20 protein-coding genes are annotated in these 24383 nt (G+C 72.2%); 15 read left to right on the top strand and 5 right to left on the bottom strand.

Annotation, left to right across the window (positions count from 1 at the left end):
* Positions 1-90: 90 nt before the first annotated feature.
* Positions 91-642 (bottom strand): histidine phosphatase family protein, encoded by a 552-nt coding sequence (locus AB0G52_RS31970; RefSeq protein WP_361341114.1) that lies wholly within the window; start codon positions 640-642, stop codon positions 91-93.
* A 105-nt stretch (positions 643-747) separates the two neighbouring features.
* On the opposite strand from AB0G52_RS31970, the gene AB0G52_RS31965 reads away from it, so the two are divergent.
* The 4 genes from AB0G52_RS31965 to AB0G52_RS31950 all read left to right on the top strand — a co-directional run bounded on the left by AB0G52_RS31965 (position 748) and on the right by AB0G52_RS31950 (position 4524).
* Entirely contained in the window at positions 748-1605 is an 858-nt protein-coding gene (locus AB0G52_RS31965) for an isocitrate lyase/phosphoenolpyruvate mutase family protein (protein ID WP_361341111.1), read from the top strand.
* 103 nt (positions 1606-1708) lie between these two features.
* Positions 1709-3235: a tRNA (N6-isopentenyl adenosine(37)-C2)-methylthiotransferase MiaB gene (gene miaB, locus AB0G52_RS31960; protein WP_132893640.1), complete on the top strand. Its 1527-nt coding sequence runs from the start codon at positions 1709-1711 to the stop codon at positions 3233-3235.
* A gap of 38 nt (positions 3236-3273) precedes the next feature.
* Positions 3274-3597 (top strand): hypothetical protein, encoded by a 324-nt coding sequence (locus tag AB0G52_RS31955; protein WP_132893638.1) that lies wholly within the window; start codon positions 3274-3276, stop codon positions 3595-3597.
* Positions 3598-3807: 210 nt separating this feature from the next.
* Positions 3808-4524 (top strand): class III extradiol dioxygenase subunit B-like domain-containing protein, encoded by a 717-nt coding sequence (locus AB0G52_RS31950; RefSeq protein WP_132893636.1) that lies wholly within the window; start codon positions 3808-3810, stop codon positions 4522-4524.
* Positions 4525-4599: 75 nt separating this feature from the next.
* On the opposite strand, the gene AB0G52_RS31945 is transcribed toward AB0G52_RS31950, so the two are convergent.
* Both AB0G52_RS31945 and AB0G52_RS31940 read right to left on the bottom strand, forming a co-directional pair.
* Entirely contained in the window at positions 4600-4890 is a 291-nt protein-coding gene (locus AB0G52_RS31945) for an antitoxin (RefSeq protein ID WP_132893634.1), read from the bottom strand.
* A 23-nt stretch (positions 4891-4913) separates the two neighbouring features.
* On the bottom strand, positions 4914-5261 hold the full coding sequence (locus AB0G52_RS31940) for a hypothetical protein (protein ID WP_132893632.1): 348 nt from the start codon (positions 5259-5261) through the stop codon (positions 4914-4916).
* Positions 5262-5442: 181 nt separating this feature from the next.
* Here AB0G52_RS31940 and miaA point away from each other — a divergent pair, with 181 nt between their 5' ends.
* From miaA to hflX, 6 genes are all read left to right on the top strand, one after another.
* Positions 5443-6381, top strand: a complete 939-nt coding sequence (miaA, locus tag AB0G52_RS31935) for a tRNA (adenosine(37)-N6)-dimethylallyltransferase MiaA (RefSeq protein WP_361341105.1) — start codon at positions 5443-5445, stop codon at positions 6379-6381.
* Between the two features lie 107 nt (positions 6382-6488).
* Positions 6489-6995: a hypothetical protein gene (locus tag AB0G52_RS31930; RefSeq protein WP_132893655.1), complete on the top strand. Its 507-nt coding sequence runs from the start codon at positions 6489-6491 to the stop codon at positions 6993-6995.
* Between the two features lie 95 nt (positions 6996-7090).
* Positions 7091-7954, top strand: a complete 864-nt coding sequence (gene dapF, locus AB0G52_RS31925; RefSeq protein WP_361341101.1) for a diaminopimelate epimerase — start codon at positions 7091-7093, stop codon at positions 7952-7954.
* Positions 7955-8248: 294 nt separating this feature from the next.
* Positions 8249-10372: an HD domain-containing protein gene (locus AB0G52_RS31920; RefSeq protein ID WP_361341098.1), complete on the top strand. Its 2124-nt coding sequence runs from the start codon at positions 8249-8251 to the stop codon at positions 10370-10372.
* Between the two features lie 146 nt (positions 10373-10518).
* Positions 10519-12033, top strand: coding sequence for a M1 family metallopeptidase (locus tag AB0G52_RS31915; RefSeq protein WP_361341094.1), 1515 nt, complete (start codon positions 10519-10521; stop codon positions 12031-12033).
* A 196-nt stretch (positions 12034-12229) separates the two neighbouring features.
* Positions 12230-13720, top strand: a complete 1491-nt coding sequence (gene hflX, locus AB0G52_RS31910) for a GTPase HflX (protein ID WP_132893623.1) — start codon at positions 12230-12232, stop codon at positions 13718-13720.
* Between the two features lie 92 nt (positions 13721-13812).
* On the opposite strand, the gene AB0G52_RS31905 is transcribed toward hflX, so the two are convergent.
* Entirely contained in the window at positions 13813-15036 is a 1224-nt protein-coding gene (locus AB0G52_RS31905) for a hypothetical protein (RefSeq protein WP_361341090.1), read from the bottom strand.
* A 353-nt stretch (positions 15037-15389) separates the two neighbouring features.
* Between AB0G52_RS31905 and AB0G52_RS31900 the strand changes: the two genes are divergently transcribed.
* The 4 genes from AB0G52_RS31900 (at position 15390) to AB0G52_RS31885 (ending at position 22230) form a co-directional block, all read left to right on the top strand.
* Positions 15390-16901 (top strand): diaminobutyrate--2-oxoglutarate transaminase family protein, encoded by a 1512-nt coding sequence (locus AB0G52_RS31900; RefSeq protein WP_361341088.1) that lies wholly within the window; start codon positions 15390-15392, stop codon positions 16899-16901.
* Positions 16902-17203: 302 nt separating this feature from the next.
* Positions 17204-19174 (top strand): IucA/IucC family protein, encoded by a 1971-nt coding sequence (locus tag AB0G52_RS31895; RefSeq protein WP_361341121.1) that lies wholly within the window; start codon positions 17204-17206, stop codon positions 19172-19174.
* A 105-nt stretch (positions 19175-19279) separates the two neighbouring features.
* A complete protein-coding gene (locus AB0G52_RS31890) occupies positions 19280-20050 on the top strand; it encodes a GNAT family N-acetyltransferase (protein WP_132893620.1) in 771 nt (256 codons plus the stop codon).
* Positions 20051-20253: 203 nt separating this feature from the next.
* Entirely contained in the window at positions 20254-22230 is a 1977-nt protein-coding gene (locus tag AB0G52_RS31885) for an ATP-dependent DNA helicase (RefSeq protein WP_132893618.1), read from the top strand.
* Positions 22231-22389: 159 nt separating this feature from the next.
* On the opposite strand, the gene lexA is transcribed toward AB0G52_RS31885, so the two are convergent.
* Positions 22390-23169 (bottom strand): transcriptional repressor LexA, encoded by a 780-nt coding sequence (lexA, locus tag AB0G52_RS31880; protein WP_132893616.1) that lies wholly within the window; start codon positions 23167-23169, stop codon positions 22390-22392.
* 502 nt (positions 23170-23671) lie between these two features.
* Here lexA and nrdR point away from each other — a divergent pair.
* On the top strand, positions 23672-24223 hold the full coding sequence (nrdR, locus tag AB0G52_RS31875; protein WP_132893614.1) for a transcriptional regulator NrdR: 552 nt from the start codon (positions 23672-23674) through the stop codon (positions 24221-24223).
* Positions 24224-24383 lie beyond the last annotated feature (160 nt).

Raw genomic sequence — 24383 nt, 5'->3', positions numbered from 1 at the left:
GCTTCACTGGTACAACTACCACCGACCCCACACCGGCATCGGAGGCCAACCCCCAGCCAGCCGCGTCACCAACCTGTCCGAACAGCACACCTAGCCGCCGGCCTGGCCGAGCCGTACGTTCCAGCGGCCGGGGCCGCCCGTGACCTCCGTCGCCGTCAGCGGCGGCACGTCCAGGCGCCAGAACGCGGCCTCGGGCGCCCCCAGCGCGTGCAGCACCACGGCCCGGACCACCTCCGGCTCGACCACGGCGACGGTTCTGCCCGCCGTCCCGCCGGCGGTCTCCAGCCACGTGGTGATCCGCGCGCAGAACTCCCGTACCGATTCGCCCCCGTGCGGCGCGGCCCCCGGCTCGGACAGCCACCGGACCAGCGCCTGCGGCTCGGCGGCGCCGACCTCCTCCAGCGTCCGCCCCCGCCAGCGCCCGGCGTCCAGGCCCGCCAGCGCGGGCTCCGCCGCGGCGTCCAGGCCCAGCGCGGCGGCCGTCTCACGGCAGCGCACGCTCGGCGAGCTGACCGCGCGTGCGGCGGCGGGCAGGGCCAGCGCCACCGCCCCGGGGTTCTCGATCGAGTCGCCGTCGTCGAAGCGGGCCCGCCGCAGCGAACGGGTGATCGCCGGGGCGACGAGGACGACTCGGCAGGTCACGGGACGGATGCTCCTCGGTGGCTCGGTCGGGCGGACGCCGGACGCCGGACGCCGGACGCCCACGACAGTACGCCGTCCGGCACGTCGGGCGCCGCAGGAGTGTCAGTGCCGGCTGCCAGACTGGCCGGTGTGGACATCCAACGCCGTGAACTGGCCGCACGCTTCGTCGAACTGCACCGGGAAGGCTGCTTCCTGCTGCCCAACGCCTGGGACGCGGGAAGCGCCCGTGTCCTGGAGTCGGCCGGGTTCCCGGCCGTGGCCACCACCAGCGCGGGGGTGGCCTTCTCCCTGGGCCGCCCGGACCACGACTACGGCGGCGACCGGATCGACCGCGACACGATGATGGGCCGCATCGGTGAGATCGCCGCGGAGCTGCGCGTCGCGGTGAGCGCGGACCTGGAGGACGGCTTCGGCCAGGCTCCCGAGACCGTGGCCGAGACGATCACGATGACCCTGGGGGCCGGGGCCGCGGGCGGCAACATCGAGGACTTCACCGGCGACCGCTCCCGCCCGCTGTACGACCCGGAGCTCTCGGCCGACCGCATCCGTGCCGCACGCCAGGCCGTCGACGCGGCCGGCGAGCCGTTCGTCCTGGTCGGCCGCACCGACGTGCTGCTGACCGGAGGCCCGCTCGCGGAGGCCGTCGACCGGGCCAACGCATACCTCGCGGCGGGCGCGGACTGCGCGTTCGTGCCGGGCGCGGCCGACGCGGCGACGATCGGCACCCTGGTGAAGGAGATCGACGGGCCGCTGAACGTGGTCATGGGGCTGACGGGCGGCGACCTGTCGCTGGCCGAGCTGCGTGAACTCGGGGTGCGCCGGGTCACGGTGGGTGGCAGCATCGCGCGGACGATGTACGCGCAGCTGCTGGGCGCGGCACGGGAGCTGGCGGAACGGGGCACCTTCTCGTACGCCGAGGCCCAGCTCCCGCAGTCGGACCTGAACGAACTGTTCCGGAGGTGAACGGGCCCGTCCGGCGATGACGGAACGGGCGGGTCGTACCACTCCGGCCCGCCCGCGGCGGCTGCCGGACGGCCCCCCGCTCGGGACCGCCTACCCTTGACGCATGACCAGCAGCAGCGACCGGAGCCCGGTAGTGGACGTTCAGGCACCCAAGACCTACGAAGTGCGCACTTACGGGTGCCAGATGAACGTCCACGACTCCGAGCGATTGTCCGGACTGCTGGAGGAGGCCGGATACGTGCGCGCGCCCGAGGGGGCGGACGGGGACGCCGACGTGGTGGTCTTCAACACGTGCGCCGTGCGGGAGAACGCCGACAACCGGCTGTACGGCAACCTCGGCAGGCTCGCGCCGAGGAAGGCGGACCGGCCCGGGATGCAGATCGCGGTCGGCGGCTGCCTCGCGCAGAAGGACCGCGACACCATCGTGAAGAAGGCCCCCTGGGTCGACGTGGTCTTCGGCACGCACAACATCGGTCAGCTGCCGGTGCTGCTGGAGCGGGCCCGCGTCCAGCAGGAGGCGCAGGTCGAGATCGCCGAGTCGCTGGAGGCGTTCCCCTCCACCCTGCCCACCCGGCGCGAGAGCGCCTACGCAGCCTGGGTCTCGATCTCCGTCGGCTGCAACAACACCTGTACCTTCTGCATCGTCCCGGCCCTGCGCGGCAAGGAGAAGGACCGCCGCACCGGCGACATCCTCGCCGAGATCGAGGCGCTGGTGGCCGAGGGCGTCAGCGAGATCACGCTGCTCGGGCAGAACGTCAACGCGTACGGCTCCGACATCGGCGACCGCGAGGCGTTCAGCAAGCTGCTGCGGGCCTGCGGCACCATCGAGGGCCTGGAGCGGGTGCGGTTCACGTCCCCGCACCCCCGTGACTTCACCGACGACGTCATCGCCGCCATGGCCGAGACGCCGAACGTGATGCCCCAGCTCCACATGCCGCTCCAGTCCGGCTCGGACACCGTTCTCAAGGCCATGCGCCGCTCCTACCGGCAGGAGCGCTACCTCGGGATCATCGAGAAGGTCCGCGCCGCCATCCCGCACGCCGCGATCACCACCGACATCATCGTGGGCTTCCCCGGCGAGACCGAGGCGGACTTCGAGCAGACCCTGCACGTCGTCCGCGAGGCGCGCTTCACCCAGGCCTTCACGTTCCAGTACTCCAAGCGCCCCGGCACCCCGGCCGCCACCATGGAGGGCCAGATCCCCAAGGAGGTCGTCCAGGCGCGCTACGAGCGTCTCGTCGCCCTCCAGGAGGAGATCTCCTGGGACGAGAACAAGAAGCAGGTCGGCCGCACCCTGGAACTGATGGTCGCCGAGGGCGAGGGCCGCAAGGACGGCGCCACCCACCGGCTCTCCGGCCGCGCCCCCGACAACCGGCTGGTCCACTTCACCAAGCCGGACCAGGAGGTCCGCCCCGGCGACGTCGTCACGGTCGAGATCACCTACGCCGCCCCGCACCACCTCCTCGCCGAGGGCCCGGTGCTCGGCGTACGGCGCACCCGCGCGGGCGACGCCTGGGAGAAGCGGAACGCGGCGGAGGCGGCCCGACCGGCGGGTGTCATGCTGGGCCTCCCGAAGATCGGGGTACCGGAGCCGCTGCCGGCGGCGACGGGAGGCTGCGCGGCGCACTGAGCGCGCGCCGGGCTCATCCAGAAGGGGCGGGCAGGGGGATGGGGCGCTGGGTCGTGGTCGTCGACCGCACCACCGGGAACCACTACGACGTCGAGGAAGTGGCGCACTTCGAGGGCACCCGGGAGGAGGCCCGTGCCCGCCTGTACGAGATCGCCTGCACCCACCGCCCGGGAGTCGTCCTGCGCCAGAAGCGCCGGCAGGTCTACCGGATGGGGGACGGGGACATGTACTACGCGGCCATCGAGGGCGCGATGTCCACGCACCACGTGATGTACCGGCTGGCCGAACTGGCGTGGAGCACCCACCCGGAGTCCTGGCCCTGGGCATGGAAGCAGCCGGGCCCGGGCGCGGGAGGCACCTGACACGCGAACCGACGCGTGTGGGGCCTGCACCGCGCGAACACTGCGCAAGTGGGGCCTGCACGGTGCGTACCGAGCGCGTGTGGGGCCTGAACCGCGCGAACCGAGCGCAAGTGGGGCCTGCACCGTACGGACCGGCGTGGGTGGGGTTTGCACCGCGCGGGCCTTCGTAGGTCGGCGCTGATCGCGTCGCCCGGAAGTAGGCTGCCGTTCATGCTTGTCGCAGCAGCCGTCTGCCCTTGTCCGCCGCTCCTCGTCCCCGAGGTCGCGGCGGGTGCCGCGCCCGAGCTGGACGCGGTCCGTGCCGCCTGCGCCGGCGCGCTCGGCGTGCTCGCCGCGGCCCGCCCCGACCTCCTGCTGGTCATCGGCCCCGCAGAGCAGCCCGGCCGCGGCGTGTTCCCCCAGGGCAGCCGCGGCAGCTTCCGCGGCTACGGCGTCGGGATCGACGTACACCTGGGAGCCACCGGCCGGAGGCCGGGCGGGGAGCGGGAACTGCCCGGCTCGCTCGCCGTCGGGGCCTGGCTGCTGGAGCGGTACGGGTGGGCCGGTGCCCCGGTCGAGGCGCTCGGTGTCGGCGAGCCGCTGGCGGCGGAGCAGTGTGTCGCGACCGGCCGGGAACTCGCCGCCCGGGCCGCCCGGGTCGCGCTGCTGGTCATGGGCGACGCCAGCGCCTGCCGCACCCTCAAGGCACCCGGTTACCTCGACGAGCGCGCCGCCCCCTTCGACGCCGAGGTCGCCCGGGCGCTCGGCGCGGCCGACCTCGCGGCGATCAGGGAACTCGACGCCGGACTGGCGCACCGGCTCAAGGCCTCCGGTCGCGCGCCCTGGCAGGTCCTCGCCGGCGCCGCCGAGAACGCGGACCTCGCCGGTGACCTGCTCTACGAGGACGCCCCGTACGGAGTCTGCTACCTGGTGGCCACCTGGTCCTGACGCGCCCGTGGCACGGCGGGCGTCCGGGAGCCCGGTGACTCCCGTCCGTCCGCCGTGCCACGGGACCCGCCCGGCTCAGGAGGCCGGCGGCGGCCCCTCCGACCGGGTCGGGGTGGTGGGGCCGGCCGACGCCGTACCGCCCATGGCGTCCGGGTGCACGAACCGGTCCATCGCGTCCTTGGCCTTGCCCGTCCCCGTCTGGATCTTGTCGCTGTACTTGCCCTTGGTCCTCTCGTCGACGACCCGCGCGGCCTTCTCCATGCCGTGCTGGAGTTTGTCGATCTTGTCCTCGTGCTGCTGCGCGAGGTGAGAGGCCTTGTCCTTGGCCGGGGCGAGCTTGGCCTTCAAATTCTCCAAAAGACCCATGGTCCACCTTCCCTCGCGGGCTGTTATGTGCGGGCGCTCTCGCCGGCCTCGTTGTCGGCGGCCTCCCTCGCGGACTGCTGCTGGGGGATCTCGGTGCTCTCGGCGGCGGCCACCGAGGCGTCGCGCTCGGGCTCCGGCTCGGACTCCGGCTCCGTACGGTCCTGCGGACCGGTGCCACCTCCGCTGCCGCCGTCCTTGTCGGCCACCGCCGATTCCGCCACCGAGTCCTCCGCCGCCGGCGCCGCGGCCGCCTCCTCCGTCGTGCTCTCCGCCGCGGATTCGGTCGGCTCGACACCGGCCGTCACCTCGGCGGCCGGCTCCTCCGTCGTCGCCTTCGGCTTCTTCCCGAGGAGCCATGCAAAAACGCCCATATCCACTCCATACGTTACTCGTGCGAGCGAAATCCCGCGTGACCCGGTGCGTCCCGTCGGCGCCACCCCGGTCGCCGCCTCTCGTGGGCGGCGGGAACCTCGCAACGGGCAACGAAGCCCGGACACGGACCGTCACGTAACTCGTTCGAGACCCGCTTCGGAGGTTTGCGAGACTGGTGCGGTGAGCAGCGCACCCTCGGCCCCCCGTGTCATCGCCGTCGTCGGCCCCACCGCGGCCGGAAAATCCGACCTCGGCGTCTTCCTGGCCCAACGGCTCGGCGGGGAGGTCGTCAACGCCGACTCCATGCAGCTGTACCGGGGGATGGACATCGGCACCGCCAAGCTGACGCCCGAGGAGCGTGCCGGCGTCCCGCACCACCTCCTGGACATCTGGGACGTGACCGCCACCGCCTCCGTCGCCGAGTACCAGCGGCTGGCCCGCGCCCGCATCGACGCCCTGCTCGCCGAGGGCCGCTGGCCGGTCCTGGTCGGCGGCAGCGGGCTGTACGTCCGCGGCGCCGTGGACAACCTGGAGTTCCCCGGGACCGACCCCGAGGTCCGGGCCCGCCTGGAGGAGGAGCTGGTCCTGCGCGGCTCCGGCGCGCTGCACGCCCGGCTGTCCGCCGCCGACCCCGAGGCCGGACGCGCCATCCTGCCCAGCAACGGCCGCCGTATCGTCCGCGCCCTGGAGGTGATCGAGATCACCGGCCGCCCCTTCACGGCCAACCTGCCGGGCCACGACTCGGTGTACGACACCGTCCAGATCGGCGTCGACGTGACCCGCCCCGAACTCGACGAGCGCATCGCGCTGCGCGTCGACCGGATGTGGGAGGCCGGCCTCGTGGACGAGGTGCGCGCACTGGAGGCGCACGGGCTGCGCGAGGGCCGCACGGCGTCGCGCGCCCTCGGCTACCATCAGATCCTGGCGGCGCTCGCCGGGGAGTGCACGGAAGCGGAGGCCCGTGCCGAGACCGTCCGTGCCACCAAACGCTTCGCGCGCCGCCAGGATTCATGGTTCAGGCGGGACCCGCGCGTGCACTGGTTGAGTGGGGCCGCCGCGGACCGCGAGGAACTTCCGCGGCTGGCCCTGGCGTTGGTCGAACGACCGGTCACAGCCTGATCACGTCATGGCATCGGGATGCGCCACCGGTCATCCCGGCCTCCGGCGCCGTGCCATCATCGAGCTTCGATCGCAAGTGGAGTCCTAGGTTGGGAGGGCGCGTGGCGATGGAGGCCGGCCCTCGCGACACCGCACAAGACACCGAACATGTCGCAGTCGGGCCCAGTGAGACCGAAGAGGCCGGGGACAGGCTGAGCTCGGACGGCCCGGACGACACGGTGGACGGCGGTGTGACCGCCGACGGTCCCGAGCCGGAGGAGATGTTCGCGAGCGGTCCCGAGGTGGAGGTCGAACTCCGCCCGCAGCGCCGCCTGCGTCTGTGGCAGCTGGCGCCCATCGTGGGCCTGGCCGCGGTCGGCTCCCTGATGTTCGCCTTCCCGCTCGCCTTCGACTTCGGCGACAGCGGCGCGGTGATCGCCATGCTGGGCCTGCTGATCTGCTTCTGCGCGGCCGGCTGGGGCATGACGGCCGCCCGCAGGGTCGGCTACACCTGGCCGGGCGTCCCGGCGAGGGGCTCGGGCCGCAGGCCCGACTGGCGCGTGGTGATCGGTTACGCGGTGCTGGTGGCGATCGTGGTCGTCCTGGCCGTCTGGCGCGTAGCGCGCCTGCGCTGAGAAGGCCTCCCGGTGGGGGCGGCCCGTTCGGGACGCTCCCGACCTCCACCGACCCGCGGCCGGGAAGCGACGCACCCCTCCCTTACCCTCGAAGAATGAGCATCCCCTTTCTCAAGGGCCACGGCACCGAGAACGACTTCGTGATCGTCCCGGACCCGGACAACGCCCTCGACCTCACCCCGGCCGCCGTCGCCGCGCTCTGCGACCGCCGCGCCGGCATCGGCGCCGACGGCGTGCTGCACGTCGTACGCTCCGCCGCGCACCCCGAGGCCAGGGGGATGGCCGCCGACGCCGAGTGGTTCATGGACTACCGCAACGGCGACGGCTCGGTCGCCGAGATGTGCGGCAACGGCGTCCGCGTCTTCGCCCGCTACCTCCAGCAGGCCGGCCATGTCACCGAGGGAGACCTCGCCGTCGCCACCCGTGGGGGCGTCAAGACCGTCCACATCGACAAGGCCGGTGACATCACCGTCGGCATGGGCCGCGCCCGTCTCCCGGAGGGCGACGTCACCGTGTCCGTCGGCGGCCGCACCTGGCCCGCGCTGAACGTGAACATGGGCAACCCGCACGCCGTCGCCTTCGTCGCGGACCTCGCCGACGCCGGGGACCTGTACACCCCGCCCCCCGTCAGCCCGCCGTCGGCCTACCCCGAAGGGGTCAACGTCGAGTTCGTCGTGGACCGCGGCCCCCGCCACGTGGCGATGCGCGTCCACGAGCGAGGCTCCGGTGAGACCCGCTCCTGCGGCACCGGTGCCTGCGCGGTCGCCGTCGCCGCCATCCGCCGTGACGGCGCCGACCCCGCCGTCAGCGGCACCCCGGCGACGTACACCGTGGACCTGCCCGGCGGACGGCTCGTCATCACCGAACGGCCCGACGGAGAAATCGAGATGACAGGCCCCGCCGTGATCGTGGCCGAGGGCGAGATCGACGCCGACTGGCTGGAAAACGCCCTCCGTTGAGGCGACCTGGCATCGTGAACCGTGGTCCGGGCCGCTGTGCGACACCCGGATCCACGGGAGCCGTCGCCCGCGTGGCGAAAAACGTCGGCCACCCGCCGAACAGGTGGCGCAAAATCGTAAACCTAGAAATCGTCGCTCGATGGGGTGATCCGTTTCACGCTCGGCGGGAGCCGGTCAATCGGGCGCGATGGGCTCGGTAGCATCAAGCACCGGCACGGACGGGGGGACGTCGCCCATCCCTGAGCCACGTATGCCCTGGGGCCCCGTCCGCCGGTCCACGAGCCGGAGGTGCCCATGAGTGCGGAGGCCACGAACCCTGCGACGCCCGGGCCTGTCGTGCCCACGGTGGCCCGCAGGAAGGCCCGCCCCCGGATCGACCTGCGTCGGCTGGGTCTGGCCGCGTTGCTCGGCAACGCCGCCCGCGGCAGACTCCCGGACGCCATCGGCCATGTCGCCGAGGCGCACCGCGCCCACTACCCCGACGCCGACCTCGAACCACTGCGCCGCGCCTACGTCCTGGCCGAGTCCTCGCACCGCGGCCAGATGCGCAAGAGCGGCGAGCCGTACATCACGCACCCGCTCGCGGTCACCCTGATCCTCGCGGAACTCGGCGCCGAGACCACGACCCTGACGGCCTCTCTGCTCCACGACACCGTCGAAGACACCGAGGTGACGCTCGACCAGGTCGGGGAGGAGTTCGGCGCGGAGGTCCGCTACCTGGTCGACGGGGTGACGAAGCTCGAGAAGGTCGACTACGGGGCCGCCGCCGAGCCCGAGACGTTCCGGAAGATGCTCGTCGCCACCGGCAGCGACGTCCGGGTGATGTCGATCAAGCTCGCCGACCGGCTGCACAACATGCGCACCCTCGGCGTGATGCGCCGCGAGAAACAGGAACGCATCGCCAAGGTCACCCGGGACGTCCTCATCCCGCTCGCCGAACGGCTCGGCGTGCAGGCGCTGAAGACCGAACTGGAGGACCTGGTCTTCGCGATCCTGCACCCCGACGAGTACGAGCACACCCGCGAGCTGATCGCGGCGAACGCGGCCCGCGCGGACGACACCCTCGCGGACATCGCCGACGAGGTGCGCGGAGTGCTGCGCGAGGCCGACATCCCGGCCGAAGTCCTCATCCGTCCCCGGCACTTCGTCTCCGTCCACCGGGTCAGCCGCAAGCGCGGCGAACTGCGCGGCTGCGACTTCGGCCGGCTGCTGGTGCTGGTCAACGAGGACGCGGACTGTTACGCCGTCCTCGGTGAACTGCACACCTGTCTGACCCCGGTGGTGTCGGAGTTCAAGGACTTCATCGCCGTACCGAAGTTCAACCTGTACCAGTCGCTGCACACGGCGGTCGCCCGTGCCGACGGCCAGGTGGCCGAGGTCCTCATCCGCACCCACCAGATGCACAAGGTCGCCGAGGCCGGCGTGGTCGCCCTCGGCAACCCCTACGCGCAGGCCGCCGAGGCACCCGCGGCGGACACCACGGACGACGCGGCCGACGGCGAGCGTGCCGACCCGACCCGCCCCGGCTGGCTCTCCCGCCTCCTCGACTGGCAGAAGGCCGCGCCCGACACCGACACCTTCTGGTCCACCCTCCGTGAGGACCTCGCCCAGGACCGCGAGATCACCGTCTTCCGTCCTGACGGCGGCACCCTCGGCCTCCCCGAGGGCGCCACCTGCGTGGACGCCGCGTACGCCCAGTACGGCGAGGACGCCCACGCCTGTATCGGCGCCCGTGTCAACGGCCGGCTCGCGACCCTCAGCACGGTCCTGCGGGACGGCGACACCGTCCAGCTCCTGATGGGCCAGGACCCGGCCTCCGAGCCCTCCCGGGAATGGCTGGAGCACGCCCACACACCCGCCGCCCGCATCGCCATCCAGCGCTGGATCGCCACCCACCCGGCGACCGCCGCGGAGGAACCACCGGCCCCCGTCCCCAGCCGCCCCGCCCCCGAACCCCAGGCAGCCGCCCCCCGCACCGCCAGCGCCGTGGTCGCCGACCGCCCCGACGCGACCGTACGGCTGGCCGGCTGCTGCACCCCCGTACCCCCCGACGAAGTCACCGGTTTCGCGGTCCGCGGGGGAGTGGTCACCGTGCACCGCGTGGAATGCGCCGCGGTGGCCCACATGAAGGGCACCGGCCGCCCGGAGATGGCCGTGAGCTGGGGCGACAACGCCGCCTGCCGGGTCACCCTGGTCGCCGAATCATTCGGCCGCCCCCATCTGCTCGCCGACCTCACCGAGGCGATGGCCCAGGAGGGCGCCGAGATCGTCTCGGCGACCGTGGAACCGCCCAGCCAGCAGCGCGTGCGCCACACCTACACCGTCGAACTCCCCGACGCGGCCCACCTGCCGGACCTGATGCGCGCGATGCGCAACGTGCCCGGCGTGTACGACGTGGGCCGCGCACAACCCCAGTGACACCGGGCCGCGCGCCTCACCGGTGACAGCGGGCCCCACACAGGTGACGAGCCCGGCGGGTCGGTGTGGGCCGGTGAAGTACCCGTTCGAGTGGTTTCGTCGCGAGTCGTCGCGGCCCACCGGGACCGCGCTGGTAGCGGTGGTCCATGCCGCTCACCCTCCGCACCGGCCCGCTGCCGCGCCGTAGCCGCCCGTCCCGGCCCCGGCTGGCCGCCGCCCTCCTCGCCTCCGCCGTCTCCGTCGCCCTGCTGGGCGCGAGCGCACCGCCGGTCCCGCTGGGCCTCGGCGACCGGCTCTTCCCCTACCTCGGCAACCCCGGGTACGACGTGGCGTCGTACGACCTCTCCTTCACCTACGCCGGCCGTAACGACAAGCCGCTCCAGGCCGTCACCACCATCGACGCCGTCACCACCGCGGACCTGGACCGGGTCAACCTCGACTTCGCGCACGGCAAGGTCCAGTCCGTGGAGGTCGACGGCCGGCCCGCCGCCTACGCGACCGCCGGCGAGGACCTGGTCGTCACGCCCGACCGGCCGCTGCGGAAGGGCAGCTGGACCCGGATCACGGTGCGGCACACCAGCGACCCGGTGCCCGCCAAGGACCAGGACGGCGGCTGGGTGCGCACCACCGACGGACTCGCCATGGCCAACCAGGCGGACGCCGCCCACCTGGTCTTCCCGTGCAACGACCACCCGTCCGACAAGGCGATGTTCACCTTCCACGTGACCGCCCCGGACGACTACACGGTCGTCGCCAACGGACTGCCCACCGAGGCAGCCCGGACCGGCGGCCGGACCACCTGGACCTACCGCACCCGGCACCCCATGGCCACCGAGCTGGCCCAGGTCTCCATCGGCCACTCCGCCGTCCTGCACCGCAAGGGGCCGCACGGACTGCCGGTCCGGGACGTCGTCCCCAGCGCCGACGCCAAGAAACTCGAACCCTGGCTGGCCAGGACGCCGGACCAGATCGCCTGGCTGGAGAGCAAGGTCGGCACGTTCCCGTTCGAGACGTACGGCGTGCTCATGGCACAGGCCACCACCGGGTTCGAACTGGAGACCCAGACCCTCTCGCTGTTCGAGAAGAACCTGTTCACCCAGCCCGCTTACCCCAAGTGGTACATCGAGTCGATCATGGTCCACGAGCTCTCGCACCAGTGGTTCGGCGACAGCGTCAGCCCGCGCGCGTGGTCGGACGTCTGGCTGAACGAGGGCCACGCCACCTGGTACGAGGAGCTGTACGGGGAGGAGAAGAGCCACCACCCCATGATCGACCGTATGAAGGCGGCCTACGGCGAATCCGACGCCTGGCGCGCCTCCGGCGGACCGCCCGCTCGGCCCAAGGCCCCCGCACCGGGCCAGAAGATCAGCATCTTCCGGCCGAACATCTACGACGGGGCGGCCCTGATCCTCTACGCCCTGCGCCAGCAGATCGGCAAACCCGCCTTCGAGCGCCTGGAACGGATCTGGGTGCGGAGCCACCGGGACGGCGACGCCGGCACCGCCGACTTCGTCCGCCTGGCCTCCGCGGTCGCCGGCCGCGACCTCACCGCCTTCCTCGACCCCTGGCTGTACGGCGCGAAGACCCCGCCCATGCCCGGTCACCCGGACTGGAAGCAGCAACCTGCCAAGCAGGCCCCGCGCAAGCAGGCGCACAAGTGACGGCGTGACGGCCCCGGCACTGACGCGGGCCTGGAAATAACACGGTGCCGAGGCGGCGCGTGCCGTGCGACCATCATGGGGTCGGCACGGCACGGCACGCCGCGGGTCAGCGGGAATCTCCCGGGGTACTCGTACGTTGAACAGTCGTCGGACGGACAACGGCCGACTTCGGCATTCCATCGACACAAAGGACCCAATGACCTCCTCTTCTTCCCCTTCCCAGGACACCAGGCGCCTCGCGCAGGACTACCCCGACGGTCTTCGGGCCGATGCCCTGATGGAAGAGGACGTCGCCTGGAGCCACGAGATCGACGGAGAGCGGGACGGCGACCAATTCGACCGCTCCGAGCGCGCGGCCCTGCGCCGTGTCGCCGGCCTCTCCACCGAGCTCGAGGACGTCACCGAGGTCGAGTACCGGCAGCTCCGCCTGGAGCGGGTCGTACTGGTCGGAGTGTGGACCTCGGGCACCGCACAGGACGCGGACAACTCCCTCGCGGAGCTGGCCGCCCTCGCCGAGACGGCGGGCGCACTGGTGCTCGACGGCGTCATCCAGCGCCGCGACAAGCCCGACGCGGCCACCTACATCGGCTCCGGCAAGGCCCTGGAGCTGCGCGACATCGTCCTCGAGTCGGGCGCCGACACCGTCATCTGCGACGGTGAGCTGAGCCCCGGCCAGCTGATCCAGCTGGAGGACGTCGTCAAGGTCAAGGTCATCGACCGGACCGCCCTGATCCTCGACATCTTCGCCCAGCACGCCAAGTCCCGCGAGGGCAAGGCGCAGGTCGCGCTCGCGCAGATGCAGTACATGCTGCCGCGGCTGCGAGGCTGGGGTCAGTCGCTGTCCCGGCAGATGGGTGGCGGTCGCGGCGGCCTGGCCACGCGCGGTCCCGGTGAGACCAAGATCGAGACGGACCGGCGGCGGATCCGCGAGAAGATGGCGAAGATGCGCCGGGAGATCGCGGAGATGAAGACCGGCCGCGAGATCAAGCGCCAGGAGCGCCGCCGCAACAAGGTGCCCTCCGTCGCCATCGCGGGCTACACCAACGCCGGAAAGTCCTCCCTGCTCAACCGCCTCACGGGCGCCGGTGTCCTGGTCGAGAACGCCCTGTTCGCGACCCTGGACCCGACGGTCCGGCGGGCCGAGACCCCCGGCGGCCGCCTGTACACCCTGGCGGACACGGTCGGATTCGTCCGCCACCTGCCCCACCACCTGGTCGAGGCGTTCCGCTCCACCATGGAGGAGGTCGGCGACTCCGACCTGATCCTGCACGTGGTCGACGGCTCGCACCCGGCGCCGGAGGAGCAGCTGGCCGCGGTGCGCGAGGTGATCAGGGACGTCGGCGCCACCGACGTCCCGGAGATCGTCGTCATCAACAAGGCGGACGCGGCGGACCCCCTGGTCCTGCAGCGCCTGCTCCGTGTCGAGAAGCGGTCCATCGCTGTCTCGGCCCGCACGGGCCAGGGCATCGACGAACTGCTGGCCCTCCTCGACAACGACCTGCCCCGCCCCTCGGTGGAGATCGAGGCCCTGGTGCCGTACACCCACGGCAAGCTGGTCGCCCGCGCGCACAACGAGGGCGAGGTCCTCTCGGAGGAGCACACCGCCGAGGGCACCCTCCTCAAGGTCCGCGTCCACGAGGAGCTGGCAGCGGAACTCGCGCCGTATGTGCCGGCACCGCTCGCATGACAGCTCGTACGTGAAAGGGCCGCCCCCCTTTGTCGGGGGGCGGCCCTTTCACTTGCCTGGGTGCGAGGGGAACGGCGACATCAGCCCCCTTCTCACTGATCAGCGAACTCCGTGCTGACCGCCTCGTACACACCCTTCGCCACGGTCCCGAACCGCGGCCCGGCCAGCCACCCCGAACTCACCGGCCCTATGGACGTGTTGGAGACCAGCGCCACCTTCCCGTCGGCACCCTTCTCCACCCAGCCACCGCCGGACGCCCCGCCGGTCATCGTGCACCCGATCCGGTACATCGTCGGTGCCGCGGCATCGATCGACAGCCGCCCCGGCCTGTCCGCGCACTGGTACAGCAAGGACCCGTCGTACGGCTTGGCCGCCGGATACCCGGTGGCCGTGATGCTCTGCACCTTCGGCACGGCCGGCGCGTCGAAGTTCACCGGAAGCGCCGAACCGACCGTCTCCTCCAGGGACTTGCCGCCGCTGCCCTGCTCGGGAGTCACATGGATCACGGCGTAGTCGTACGAGGCGCCCTGGCCGCCGGTCTCCCCGCCCTGGTCGATCCACTGCTGCGAGGTCCGCGCTCCGTCACCCCACCACACGCCGTACGGCGCGACCTCCGAGCGGGTGGCCTTCGCCAGCGCCGCCCCGGTCAGACCCTTGTCGTTGTACGACGGCACGAACGCGATGTTGCGGTACCAGCCGCCCTTCTTGCCGGCGTGCACACAGTGCCCCGCCGTCCACACCAGGTTGGACTTGCCCGGGTGCGCGGGGTCCTCGACGACCGTCGCCGAGCAGACCATCGTGCCCTCGGGCGAGTCGAAGAAGACCTTCCCGGCCGTGGCCGCCGCGGCGTGGTACGTGGGCCGCACCGCCGTCGCCGGGACCGGCGCCGGGACCGGGTCGGTCACGCCCTGGTCACCGGAGAGGTCGTTGTCGTCGACGGCCTTGTGCCGGGCCGGGTCGTCGGCGTTCCGCATCCGGTCGGGGTTCCACAAGCCCTTGATGACGGGGTTGATGAAATCGTCGGCCTCGCGCAGCCAGTCATGCCTGTCCCACTTCTTCCAGGCGCCGTTCTTCCACTTGTCGATGTCGATCCCGTGTTCTTTGAGCTTGTTCCTGATGTCCGCCGGGATCTTGATCTTGCCGTCGCCGGGGTCGGCCGTGGCGGACGCGGACGCCGGGCTGCCCGCGTGGTCGTCGCCCGAGCCGTTGCAGGCGGTGGCGGTGAGCGCCAGGGCCGAGGCGAGGGCGACGGCCGCCAGCGCCCGGGGCGTGCCCCCTCCCCGGCGAAGGACGGACGACGGCCGGATGGGTCGCATGGTGGTGACTCCCCCTGTTGTCATAGGACTTCAGCGCCACACACTATGCGCTCGCTGTGAGGGGCCGTCCCCGGCCGGGCAACGGTTTCGCTACGGCCTCGCCGGCGAGGCAACCGCAGTTCGCAGCCGGGGTCGACGGGGCGTGTGCAACCGGTGTCGTCGCGCGTGCGCACAGCCGACTCCAGATACAGCCGGTGCGGATCACGTCCGGTGCGGATCCCAGGAGTCGGCAACTGTTCCGAGCCGACCCGTAACCAGCCGGACTGCCCGGGGTTGTAGCGGTGGGGGTCCGGCTGTCTGTGTCCGGCGCCCGCCGGACAACTCGCCTCTGGACAGCGGGAGGACAGCGAGCCGTGGCCGTGACCGAGTCGGTGACCGAGGAAACGTTCGGGGGAGCGCGCGCAGCGCACGAGGGGATTCTCAGGCGTCAGTCGGCGCGAGAATCGCGGGCCCGCACCTATGCGCGCGCCCTGCCCATCGTGCCGGTCCGGGCGCGCGGACTGACCATCGAGGGCGCCGACGGCCGCCGTTACCTGGACTGCCTCTCCGGTGCCGGCACCCTCGCCCTCGGCCACAACCACCCGGTCGTGCTGGAGGCGATCCGCAAAGTACTCGACTCCGGTGCCCCGCTTTCCGTCCTCGACCTGGCGACCCCGGTCAAGGACGCGTTCGTCACCGAACTGTTCCGCACCCTGCCACCCGGCCTCGCCGACCGCGCCCGCGTCCAGTTCTGCGGACCCGCCGGGACGGACGCCGTGGAGGCCGCCCTCAAACTGGTGCGCACCGCGACCGGACGCACCGGTGTCCTCGCCTTCACCGGCGCCTACCACGGGATGACCGCCGGTGCGCTGGCCGCCTCCGGCGGAGCCGGTGACGTCCGGGTCGCCCGGCTGCCCTATCCGCAGGACTACCGCTGTCCGTTCGGCGTCGGCGGCCCACGCGGCGCCGAACTCGCCGCCCGCTGGACCGAGTCGCTGCTCGACGACCCCAAGTCCGGCGTCCCACTGCCCGCCGGCATGATCCTCGAACCCGTCCAGGGCGAGGGCGGGGTGCATCCCGCGCCGGACGACTGGCTGCGCCGGATGCGCCGTCTCACCGCCGACCGGTCCATCCCCCTCATCGCGGACGAGATCCAGACCGGTGTGGGCCGGACCGGCGCCTTCTGGGCCGTCGAGCACAGCGGAATCACCCCCGACGTGATGGTCCTGTCCAAGGCCATCGGTGGCAGCCTCCCCCTCGCGGTCGTCGTCTACCGCGACGATCTCGACCTCTGGGCTCCCGGCGCCCACGCCGGCACCTTCCGTGGCAACCAACTCGCCATGGCCGCCGGCGCGGCCACCCTCGCCCACGTCCGCGAGAACGCCCTCGCCGACCGGGCCCGCGTGCTCGGCACCCGCATGCTGACCCGACTGCGCGGACTCCAGGACGAATTCGCGTGCGTGGGGGAGGTGCGGGGGCGGGGCCTGATGATCGGGGTGGAAATGGTCGATCCGGAGACGGAGCGGAGCCCTGGGCAGGGGAAGCCCACCGGCTCCGCCGACGCGACCGGAAGCCGGGACGGCAGGCCCGCGGGCCCGGTCGGCGATGCGACCGGCGAGCGGGACGGTGACGCCGGACCCGGGCCCCACCCGGCCGCCCCGGGACTGGCCGCCGCCGTCCAGCGCGCCTGTCTGGAAAGGGGCCTGATCGTCGAACTCGGCGGCCGCCACGCCGGTGTCGTACGACTCCTTCCGCCGCTGACCATCACCGACGAACAAGCCGATGCCGTACTGGACCGACTCGCCGACGCGGTGGCCGCGGTGGCCCGCGACCCGTCCGGCCGACACGGCGCCCGAACGGACCAGAAACGCGTCCGGAAGGACTAGGAGAACCAGGAAGAGACCGGGAATCCCGGCCCGTCCAACGGCCGGACACATGCCGACCGGCCCCCGCACGAAATCCCACACCCTCCGCACCTCCTCGTCCTGGCCGTCTCCGCCGTCAGGACCCAGGACGGCGAACCCGCACCGCCCGAGCCCCGAGGAACCCCTTGAACGCCACCCCTCACCCCGACGAGCCCGGGGACCCAGGCCCCCAGGGACGCCGCGTTCCGCTCGCCGAGTCGGTCCCCCCGCAAGGCGGCCGTGCCGTCCGGCCCGAGCGGCGGCACGACGAGCCCGGAGACCCTCTGGAACACCCCGACCCGTCCACCGCGGCCCAGGCCGCCGCCGTGGACAACCTGCTGCGCTGCTGGACGCGCGAGACCGGTCTCCCCGCCCCGGACACCGGCATCCTCCGTATCCCGCTGCCCGCCAGCGGTGCGGCCCTGATCACCCCGGTCCGCCACTGGTCCCCGACCGGCTGGCACCGCTTCGGCCCGCCCCGGCTGGCCGGCGCCCCCGGCTCCGCCCCGCCCGTGGACGCGGTCACCCTCGCCGCCCTGCTCGCCCGCGAGACGACCTGGACAGCGGCGTCCACAGCTGACCGACCCGACAACAACCCCGCCGGAGCCGCCGGAGCCGCCGGAGCCGCCGGAGCCGCCGGAGCCGCCGGAGCCGCCGGAGCCGCCGGAGCCGCCGGAGCCGCCGGAGCCGCCGGAGCCGGCATGCCCCGTGTCGCCGAAAGCGCGCCCGTCACCCAGGCCGCTCCCGCCACCCCCGCCGACGGCGACCTGGTGGCCCGGGTCGCCGACTCCCTGCGCCGCACGGCCCTCTTCATCGCCGACCGGCGGGCCCACCCCGCCGACGGTCCCGACCGCTTCCTCGCCGCCGAGCAGGCGCTCCTCCTCGGCCACCCCCTGCACCCGACCCCGAAGAGCCGCGAAGGCCTGACCGAATCCGAAGCCCGCCTGTACTCACCGGAGCTGCGCGGCTCCTTCCCCCTGCACTGGATGACAGTCCACTCCTCGCTGCTCGCCACCGACTCGGCCTGGACCGAACGCGGCCGACCCGTCCCCGCGCCGCACCTCATGGAACGCCTCGCCGGGACGCCCCTGCCGCTGCCCGAGGGCCATGCCGCCGCGCTGCCCCTGCACCCCTGGCAGGCCCGCGAGGTCCGCCACCGCGAGGAGACCGCCGCCCTCCTCGACGCCGGACTGCTCCGCGATCTGGGCCCCCTCGGCGCCCCCTGGCATCCCACCTCCTCCGTACGCACCGTCCACCGCACCGGCGCCGCCGCCATGCTCAAGCTGTCGCTCGGTCTGCGCATCACCAACTCCCGTCGCGAGAACCTCCGCAAGGAACTCCACCGTGGCGTGGAGGTGCACCGTCTGCTGCGCACCGGCCTCGGCAAGCAGTGGCAGGCCGCCCACCCCGGGTTCGACATCGTGCGCGACCCCGCCTGGCTCGCCGTCGACGGCCAGGACGGCCGGCCCGTGCCCGGCATCGACGTGATGATCCGGCACAACCCGTTCGCCCCGGCCGACGACGTGTCCTGCGTCGCCGGGCTGGTCGCCCCATGCCCCCATGACGCGCCACACCCCCACGGCACCGCACGCCCCCACGGCACACCGGCCACGGACGGCAGGCCGCCCCGGCCGTACCGCTCACGGCTGGCCCGGGTGGTCGCCCGGCTCGCCGCACGCACCGGCCGGCCCGTCGGCGCCGTCAGCGCCGAGTGGTTCCTGCGCTACCTGGAGCAGGTCGTCCGCCCGCTGCTCTGGCTCGACGGTGAGGCCGGCATCGCCCTGGAGGCGCACCAGCAGAACACCCTGCTCCTGCTGGACCCCGACGGCTGGCCCGTCGGCGGCCGCTACCGCGACAACCAGGGCTACTACTTCCGCGAGTCACGGCGGGCCGACCTCGACGCCCGACTGCCCGGCATCGGCGAGCACAGCGACACCTTCGTCTCCGACGAGACCACCGACGAACGCTTCGCCTACTACCTCGGCATCAACAACGTGTTCGGTCTCATCGGGGCGTTCGGCTCCCAGCATCTCGCCGACGAACGTCTGTTGCTCGCGGCGTTCCGCCGGTTCCTCACCGACACGGCCGCCGGACCCACCCGATCGCACAGCTCCCTGCCCGGCCGCCTGCTCGACTCACCGGTCCTGCGGTGCAAGGCCAACCTGCTGACCCGGCTGAAAGGCCTCGACGAACTCGTCGGCCCGGTCGACACCCAGTCCGTCTACGTCACCATCGCCAACCCCCTCCACTCCTGACTCGCCCGACCACACCGAATCCCGACCCCACCGACCCCGCCGACCACCCCCTTCGTTCACCGACCGAGGAACATGACCCACCTCGTCTCCTGAGAGGAGCGCACCGTGCCTCCCACCGACGCGAGCGCCGACGCAGGCCCCGTACCGGTCCATCCCGGCCGCCCCTGTGACCCCGGCCGCTCCGGACCCGCCGAGATCACCGGGGACTGCGAGGACACCCTGGACCTCCGTCTGCCCGCGGGACTTCGCGCCCTCTTCGCCGACAAGACGGCCGACCGGCCGGCCCCGAGCCCTGCCGGCGCGCCGGACCTGCTCGACCATGTGGGCGCCTGGGGCCCGACCCCGACCCCGGTCGGCTCCTTCCAGTTGGTGCCAGCGCAGGTGGAACGGGACCTGCCGGTCATCAGCCGCTGGATGGACGACCCCGCAGTGGCCAGGTTCTGGCAGTTGGCCGGCTCACCGACACGGACGGAGGACCACCTGCGCGGCCAACTCGCCGGTGACGGACGCAGCGTCCCGTGTCTGGGTCTGCTGGACGGCACCCCCATGAGCTACTGGGAGATCTACCGGGCCGACCTCGACCCGCTCGCCCGCCGCTATCCGGCCCGCCCGCACGACACCGGACTGCACCTCCTCATCGGCGATGCCGCAGACCGGGGAAAGGGACTGGGCTCCGCCCTGCTCAGAGCCGTGGCCGATCTCGTACTCGACCACCGCCCCGCCTGTGCGCGGGTCGTCGCGGAACCTGATCTTCACAACACCCCCTCCGTGGCCGCCTTCCTCAACGCGGGCTACCGCTACGCAGCCGAGGTCGACCTGCCTGCCAAACGGGCCGCCCTCATGATCCGAGACCGGTCCCTCCGTCATCTGATGTAGCGCTGAGTGATTGCCTGCACACATGTAGTACGAAGCGGCGGCCGACCGAGTTCCCGGCCGTCCGAAGAAAACCGCGGCGGCCGAACTCCGGCCCGTCCCTTCTCCGTCAGGCCCGTCCGTTGAGGAGTCCTCGGCGTGCTCGCACCCCTCGCGCCCGTCTTGACCGCCCGATTGTCAGCGCAGGGCCGTAGGGTGGTCGCGCTATGACGAAGCCCTCACTCCCTGAACTCCTGCATGCCGCTGTCACAGCTGTCGGCGGCACGGAGCGCCCCGGCCAGGTGACCATGGCCGAATCGGTCGCCGAAGCGATCGACGACGGATCCCATCTGCTGGTCCAGGCCGGCACCGGCACCGGAAAGTCGCTCGGCTATCTGGTGCCCGCGCTCGCCCACGGGGGGCGGGTCGTCGTGGCGACGGCGACCCTCGCCCTGCAGAGACAGCTCGTGGAGCGAGACCTGCCGCGGACCGTCGACGCCCTGCACCCGCTGCTGCGCCGCCGCCCGGAGTTCGCGATGCTCAAGGGCCGGTCGAACTACCTGTGTCTGCACCGGCTGCACGAGGGAGTGCCGCAGGACGAGGAAGAGGGTCTTTTCGACCAGTTCGAGGCGGCCGCCCCGACCAGCAGGCTGGGGCAGGACCTGTTGCGGCTGCGGGACTGGGCCGACGAGACCGAGAGCGGTGACCGCGACGATCTGACGCCGGGTGTCTCCGACAAGGCATGGGCGCAGGTCTCGGTCTCCTCGCGGGAGTGCCTCGGTGCGTCCAAGTGCGCCTACGGCGCCGAGTGCTTCGCCGAGATGGCCCGCGAGCGCGCCAAGCTCGCCGAGGTGGTCGTCACCAACCACGCTCTGCTGGCGATCGACGCCATCGAGGGCGCCCCCGTGCTTCCCCAGCACGAGGTGCTGATCGTGGACGAGGCGCACGAACTGGTCTCCCGGGTCACCGGTGTCGCCACCGGCGAGCTCACCCCGGGCCAGGTCAACCGCGCGGTCCGGCGCTCCGCCAAGCTGGTCGACGAGAAGGCCGCCGACCAGCTCCAGACCGCCGCGGAGGGCTTCGAGCGGCTGATGGAGCTGGCCCTGCCGGGCCGTCTGGAGGAGATCCCGGAGGATCTCGGCTATGCCCTCGCGGCGCTTCGGGACGCGTCCCGCACGGTGATCTCCGCGATCGGCACGACCCGGGACAAGTCCGTCCAGGACGAGGACGCGGTCCGCAAGCAGGCGCTGGCGTCGGTGGAGAGCGTGCACGATGTGGCCGAGCGGATCGTGAACGGCTCCGAGTGGGACGTCGTCTGGTACGAACGGCACGACCGCTTCGGCGCCTCCCTGCGCGTCGCCCCGATGTCCGTCTCGGGCCTGCTCCGGGAGAAGCTCTTCGCCGACCGGTCGGTCACCCTCACCTCGGCGACCCTCAAGCTCGGCGGCGACTTCAACGGCGTGGGCGCCTCCCTCGGCCTCGCGCCGGAGGGCACCGAGGGGGAGGACCTCCCGCGCTGGAAGGGAGTGGACGTCGGCTCGCCCTTCGACTACCCGAAACAGGGCATCCTCTACGTCGCCAAACACCTCGCCCGCCCCGCGCGGGACGGCGACCGGGCCGACATGCTCGACGAACTGACCGAGCTGATCCAGGCGGCCGGCGGCCGCACCCTCGGCCTCTTCTCCTCGATGCGCGCCGCCCAGCTGGCCGCCGAGGAACTGCGCGTCCGAATCCCCGAGTTCCCGATACTCCTGCAGGGCGAGGAGACCCTGGGTGAGCTGATCAAGAACTTCGCGGCCGATCCCCGGACCTGTCTGTTCGGCACGCTGTCCCTGTGGCAGGGCGTGGACGTCCCGGGTCCCAGCTGCCAGCTGGTCGTCATGGACAAGATCCCGTTCCCGCGCCCCGACGACCCCTTGATGAGCGCGCGCCAGAAGGCGGTGGAGGACGCCGGTGGCAACGGCTTCATGGCGGTCGCCGCCACCCATGCCGCGCTGCTGATGGCCCAGGGTGCCGGCCGGCTGGTGCGGGCGTCGGGGGACCGGGGCGTGGTCGCCGTACTCGATCAGCGGCTGGCGACCGCTCGGTACGGGAGCTATCTCAAGGCGTCACTGCCGGACTTCTGGTACACCACGGACCGTAACCAGGTCCGGAAGTCGCTGGCGGCGATCGACGCCTTGGCGCGGCAGGCGGAGGCGGAATGAGCCGGGGGGTGGTTCCGGTGGTCCCTTGGTGGGACGGGGCCACCCCTCGGGTGCGAGCAGGCGTGCGGCGGTGCGCCGGACAATGCAGGACCCCGGAACCGGCGCAGGGGTCCCGGGGCCCGATCTGAGGGCGGGTGGCGTGAGTGCCCGCCGCAGGCGTCATACGCGCCGCAGTACCGCGACGACCTTGCCGAGGATGGTCGCGTCGTCGCCTGGGATCGGCTCGTAGGCCGCGTTGTGGGGGAGGAGCCAGACATGGCCGTCCTCGCGCTTGAAGCGCTTGACCGTGGCCTCGCCGTCGAGCATGGCGGCGACGATGTCACCGTTCTCAGCGACCGGCTGGCGGCGGACGGTCACCCAGTCGCCGTCGCAGATCGCGGCCTCGATCATGGAATCACCGACGACCTTGAGGACGAACAGCTCGCCGTCGCCGACCAGCTGCCGGGGGAGGGGGAAGACGTCCTCGACGGACTCCTCGGCGAGGATCGGCCCACCGGCGGCGATCCGGCCGACCAGCGGGACGTAGGACGCCGCGGGCTTGCCGGCGGTGTCCGTGGGCTGCACGGTCACGGCCTGGTCGGAGCCCCGCACCTCGTACGCGCGCGGGCGGTGCGGGTCGCGGCGCAGGAAGCCCTTGCGCTCCAGTGCCATCAGCTGGTGGGCCACCGAGGACGTGCTGGACAGGCCGACGGCCTGGCCGATCTCCCGCATCGACGGCGGGTAGCCCCGTCGCTGCACCGAGTCCCGGATCACCTCGATCACCCGGCGTTGCCGGTCGGTGAGGCCCGAGCTGTCCGCCCTGATGCCTGGAGGTCGGCCCGGCAGGGAGCGCTTGTGTCCCTCGGGATTCACGGCTTCGTTCATGGCGTGCACCGGGTCGATTCGGCCCTGGGAGCGGTCCTGGGCGGTGATGGTGGCACTGTCTGCGGTCGTGGTCACGTCGGCCCCTCTCGATGGTCTCCCTGCTGGACAACGGTAGTTGCTTTCGAAAGGTTGCGCCAAACACACGTTCGAGTGAAAAAACGCGGTTCAGCGGACGCGATCACGTGTCCGGGTGTATGGGTCATGCGGTCTCCGGCGGGCAAAAAGGTTCATTGTCGTACTCTTCACCGCCGGTGACGGCCTCGCGGGTGCCCCCAGTCTGCCATCAGTGCTGTCGCCGACCGGGACATCCGTCCCCATCTGCGCCGGAGTCGCACGTGACCTCCGTGCGGCGCTCACGCTATCTCCGAATCCGCCGTAGCGGTACGTGTGCGACACGCGCAACCTGGCGATGTATCAGCCAATCACCACATCTAGTGGTTGGATTGCGACCGCGGCCCACAAGTTGTGGTCCCCCGGGTCTCCGGTCTCTCTGAGATCGCCTATGCTTGGGGCTGCTTCGCGGGACCCCTGAGGTCCGGCGAGGCTGTCGAGTCTGCTGTGAGGAGGGTTGGAGATCATGCACTGTCCCTTCTGCAGGCACCCCGACAGCCGGGTCGTCGACAGTCGTACGACCGACGACGGCACGTCGATCCGCAGGCGCCGCCAGTGCCCTGACTGCTCCCGTCGTTTCACGACCGTGGAGACGTGCTCGCTCATGGTGGTGAAGCGGTCCGGAGTCACCGAGCCGTTCAGCCGTACCAAGGTCATCAACGGGGTGCGCAAGGCATGCCAGGGGCGACCTGTCACCGAGGACGCGCTCGCCCAGCTCGGCCAACGGGTCGAGGAGGCGGTGCGGGCCACCGGAAGCGCCGAGCTGACCACCCACGACGTGGGGCTGGCCATACTCGGCCCATTGCAGGAACTCGACCTGGTCGCCTTCCTGCGATTCGCCTCCGTGTACCGGGCATTCGACACGCTCGAGGATTTCGAGGCCGCGATCGCGGAACTCAGGCAGGCGGCGCAGGACCCGGCCGCGGACGACGAAGGCGCGGCAGCGGGGAGCCAGGAGGACGATCACGGGCCAGGCGGGACCGCTCGGGTGCCCGCGCCCGCCCACATCGCCGACTGACGGGCGGACCGGAACCGGTCGGAGGACCCGGGTCCGGTTGTCGGACGGCGATCCAGGACTTGTCGCGGGGGCGGCTCAGCGTGCCCGCGACGCGGAAACAGAACAGCGTGTCACGGGAACATCGTGGCATTTCAGGGCGTTTTAGCCCGTACAGGGAGGC

The sequence above is a fragment of the Streptomyces sp. NPDC021562 genome (assembly GCF_040640875.1).
In the GTDB taxonomy this organism is placed as follows: Bacteria; Actinomycetota; Actinomycetes; order Streptomycetales; family Streptomycetaceae; genus Streptomyces.
The sequence above is the reverse complement of the archived record's forward strand: the minus strand, read 5'-3'. Positions and strand labels throughout refer to the sequence as shown.

Coding starts and splice junctions, on each gene's coding strand:
- AB0G52_RS31950 (WP_132893636.1), top strand. CDS start 3,808: ATGCTTGTCGCAGCAGCCGTCTGCCCTTGTCCGCCGCTCCTCGTCCCC.
- AB0G52_RS31940 (WP_132893632.1), bottom strand. CDS start 5,261: ATGGGCGTTTTTGCATGGCTCCTCGGGAAGAAGCCGAAGGCGACGACG.
- AB0G52_RS31955 (WP_132893638.1), top strand. CDS start 3,274: ATGGGGCGCTGGGTCGTGGTCGTCGACCGCACCACCGGGAACCACTAC.
- hflX (WP_132893623.1), top strand. CDS start 12,230: ATGACCTCCTCTTCTTCCCCTTCCCAGGACACCAGGCGCCTCGCGCAG.
- AB0G52_RS31920 (WP_361341098.1), top strand. CDS start 8,249: ATGAGTGCGGAGGCCACGAACCCTGCGACGCCCGGGCCTGTCGTGCCC.
- AB0G52_RS31930 (WP_132893655.1), top strand. CDS start 6,489: ATGGAGGCCGGCCCTCGCGACACCGCACAAGACACCGAACATGTCGCA.
- AB0G52_RS31915 (WP_361341094.1), top strand. CDS start 10,519: ATGCCGCTCACCCTCCGCACCGGCCCGCTGCCGCGCCGTAGCCGCCCG.
- dapF (WP_361341101.1), top strand. CDS start 7,091: ATGAGCATCCCCTTTCTCAAGGGCCACGGCACCGAGAACGACTTCGTG.
- nrdR (WP_132893614.1), top strand. CDS start 23,672: ATGCACTGTCCCTTCTGCAGGCACCCCGACAGCCGGGTCGTCGACAGT.
- AB0G52_RS31945 (WP_132893634.1), bottom strand. CDS start 4,890: ATGGGTCTTTTGGAGAATTTGAAGGCCAAGCTCGCCCCGGCCAAGGAC.
- AB0G52_RS31885 (WP_132893618.1), top strand. CDS start 20,254: ATGACGAAGCCCTCACTCCCTGAACTCCTGCATGCCGCTGTCACAGCT.
- AB0G52_RS31905 (WP_361341090.1), bottom strand. CDS start 15,036: ATGCGACCCATCCGGCCGTCGTCCGTCCTTCGCCGGGGAGGGGGCACG.
- miaB (WP_132893640.1), top strand. CDS start 1,709: ATGACCAGCAGCAGCGACCGGAGCCCGGTAGTGGACGTTCAGGCACCC.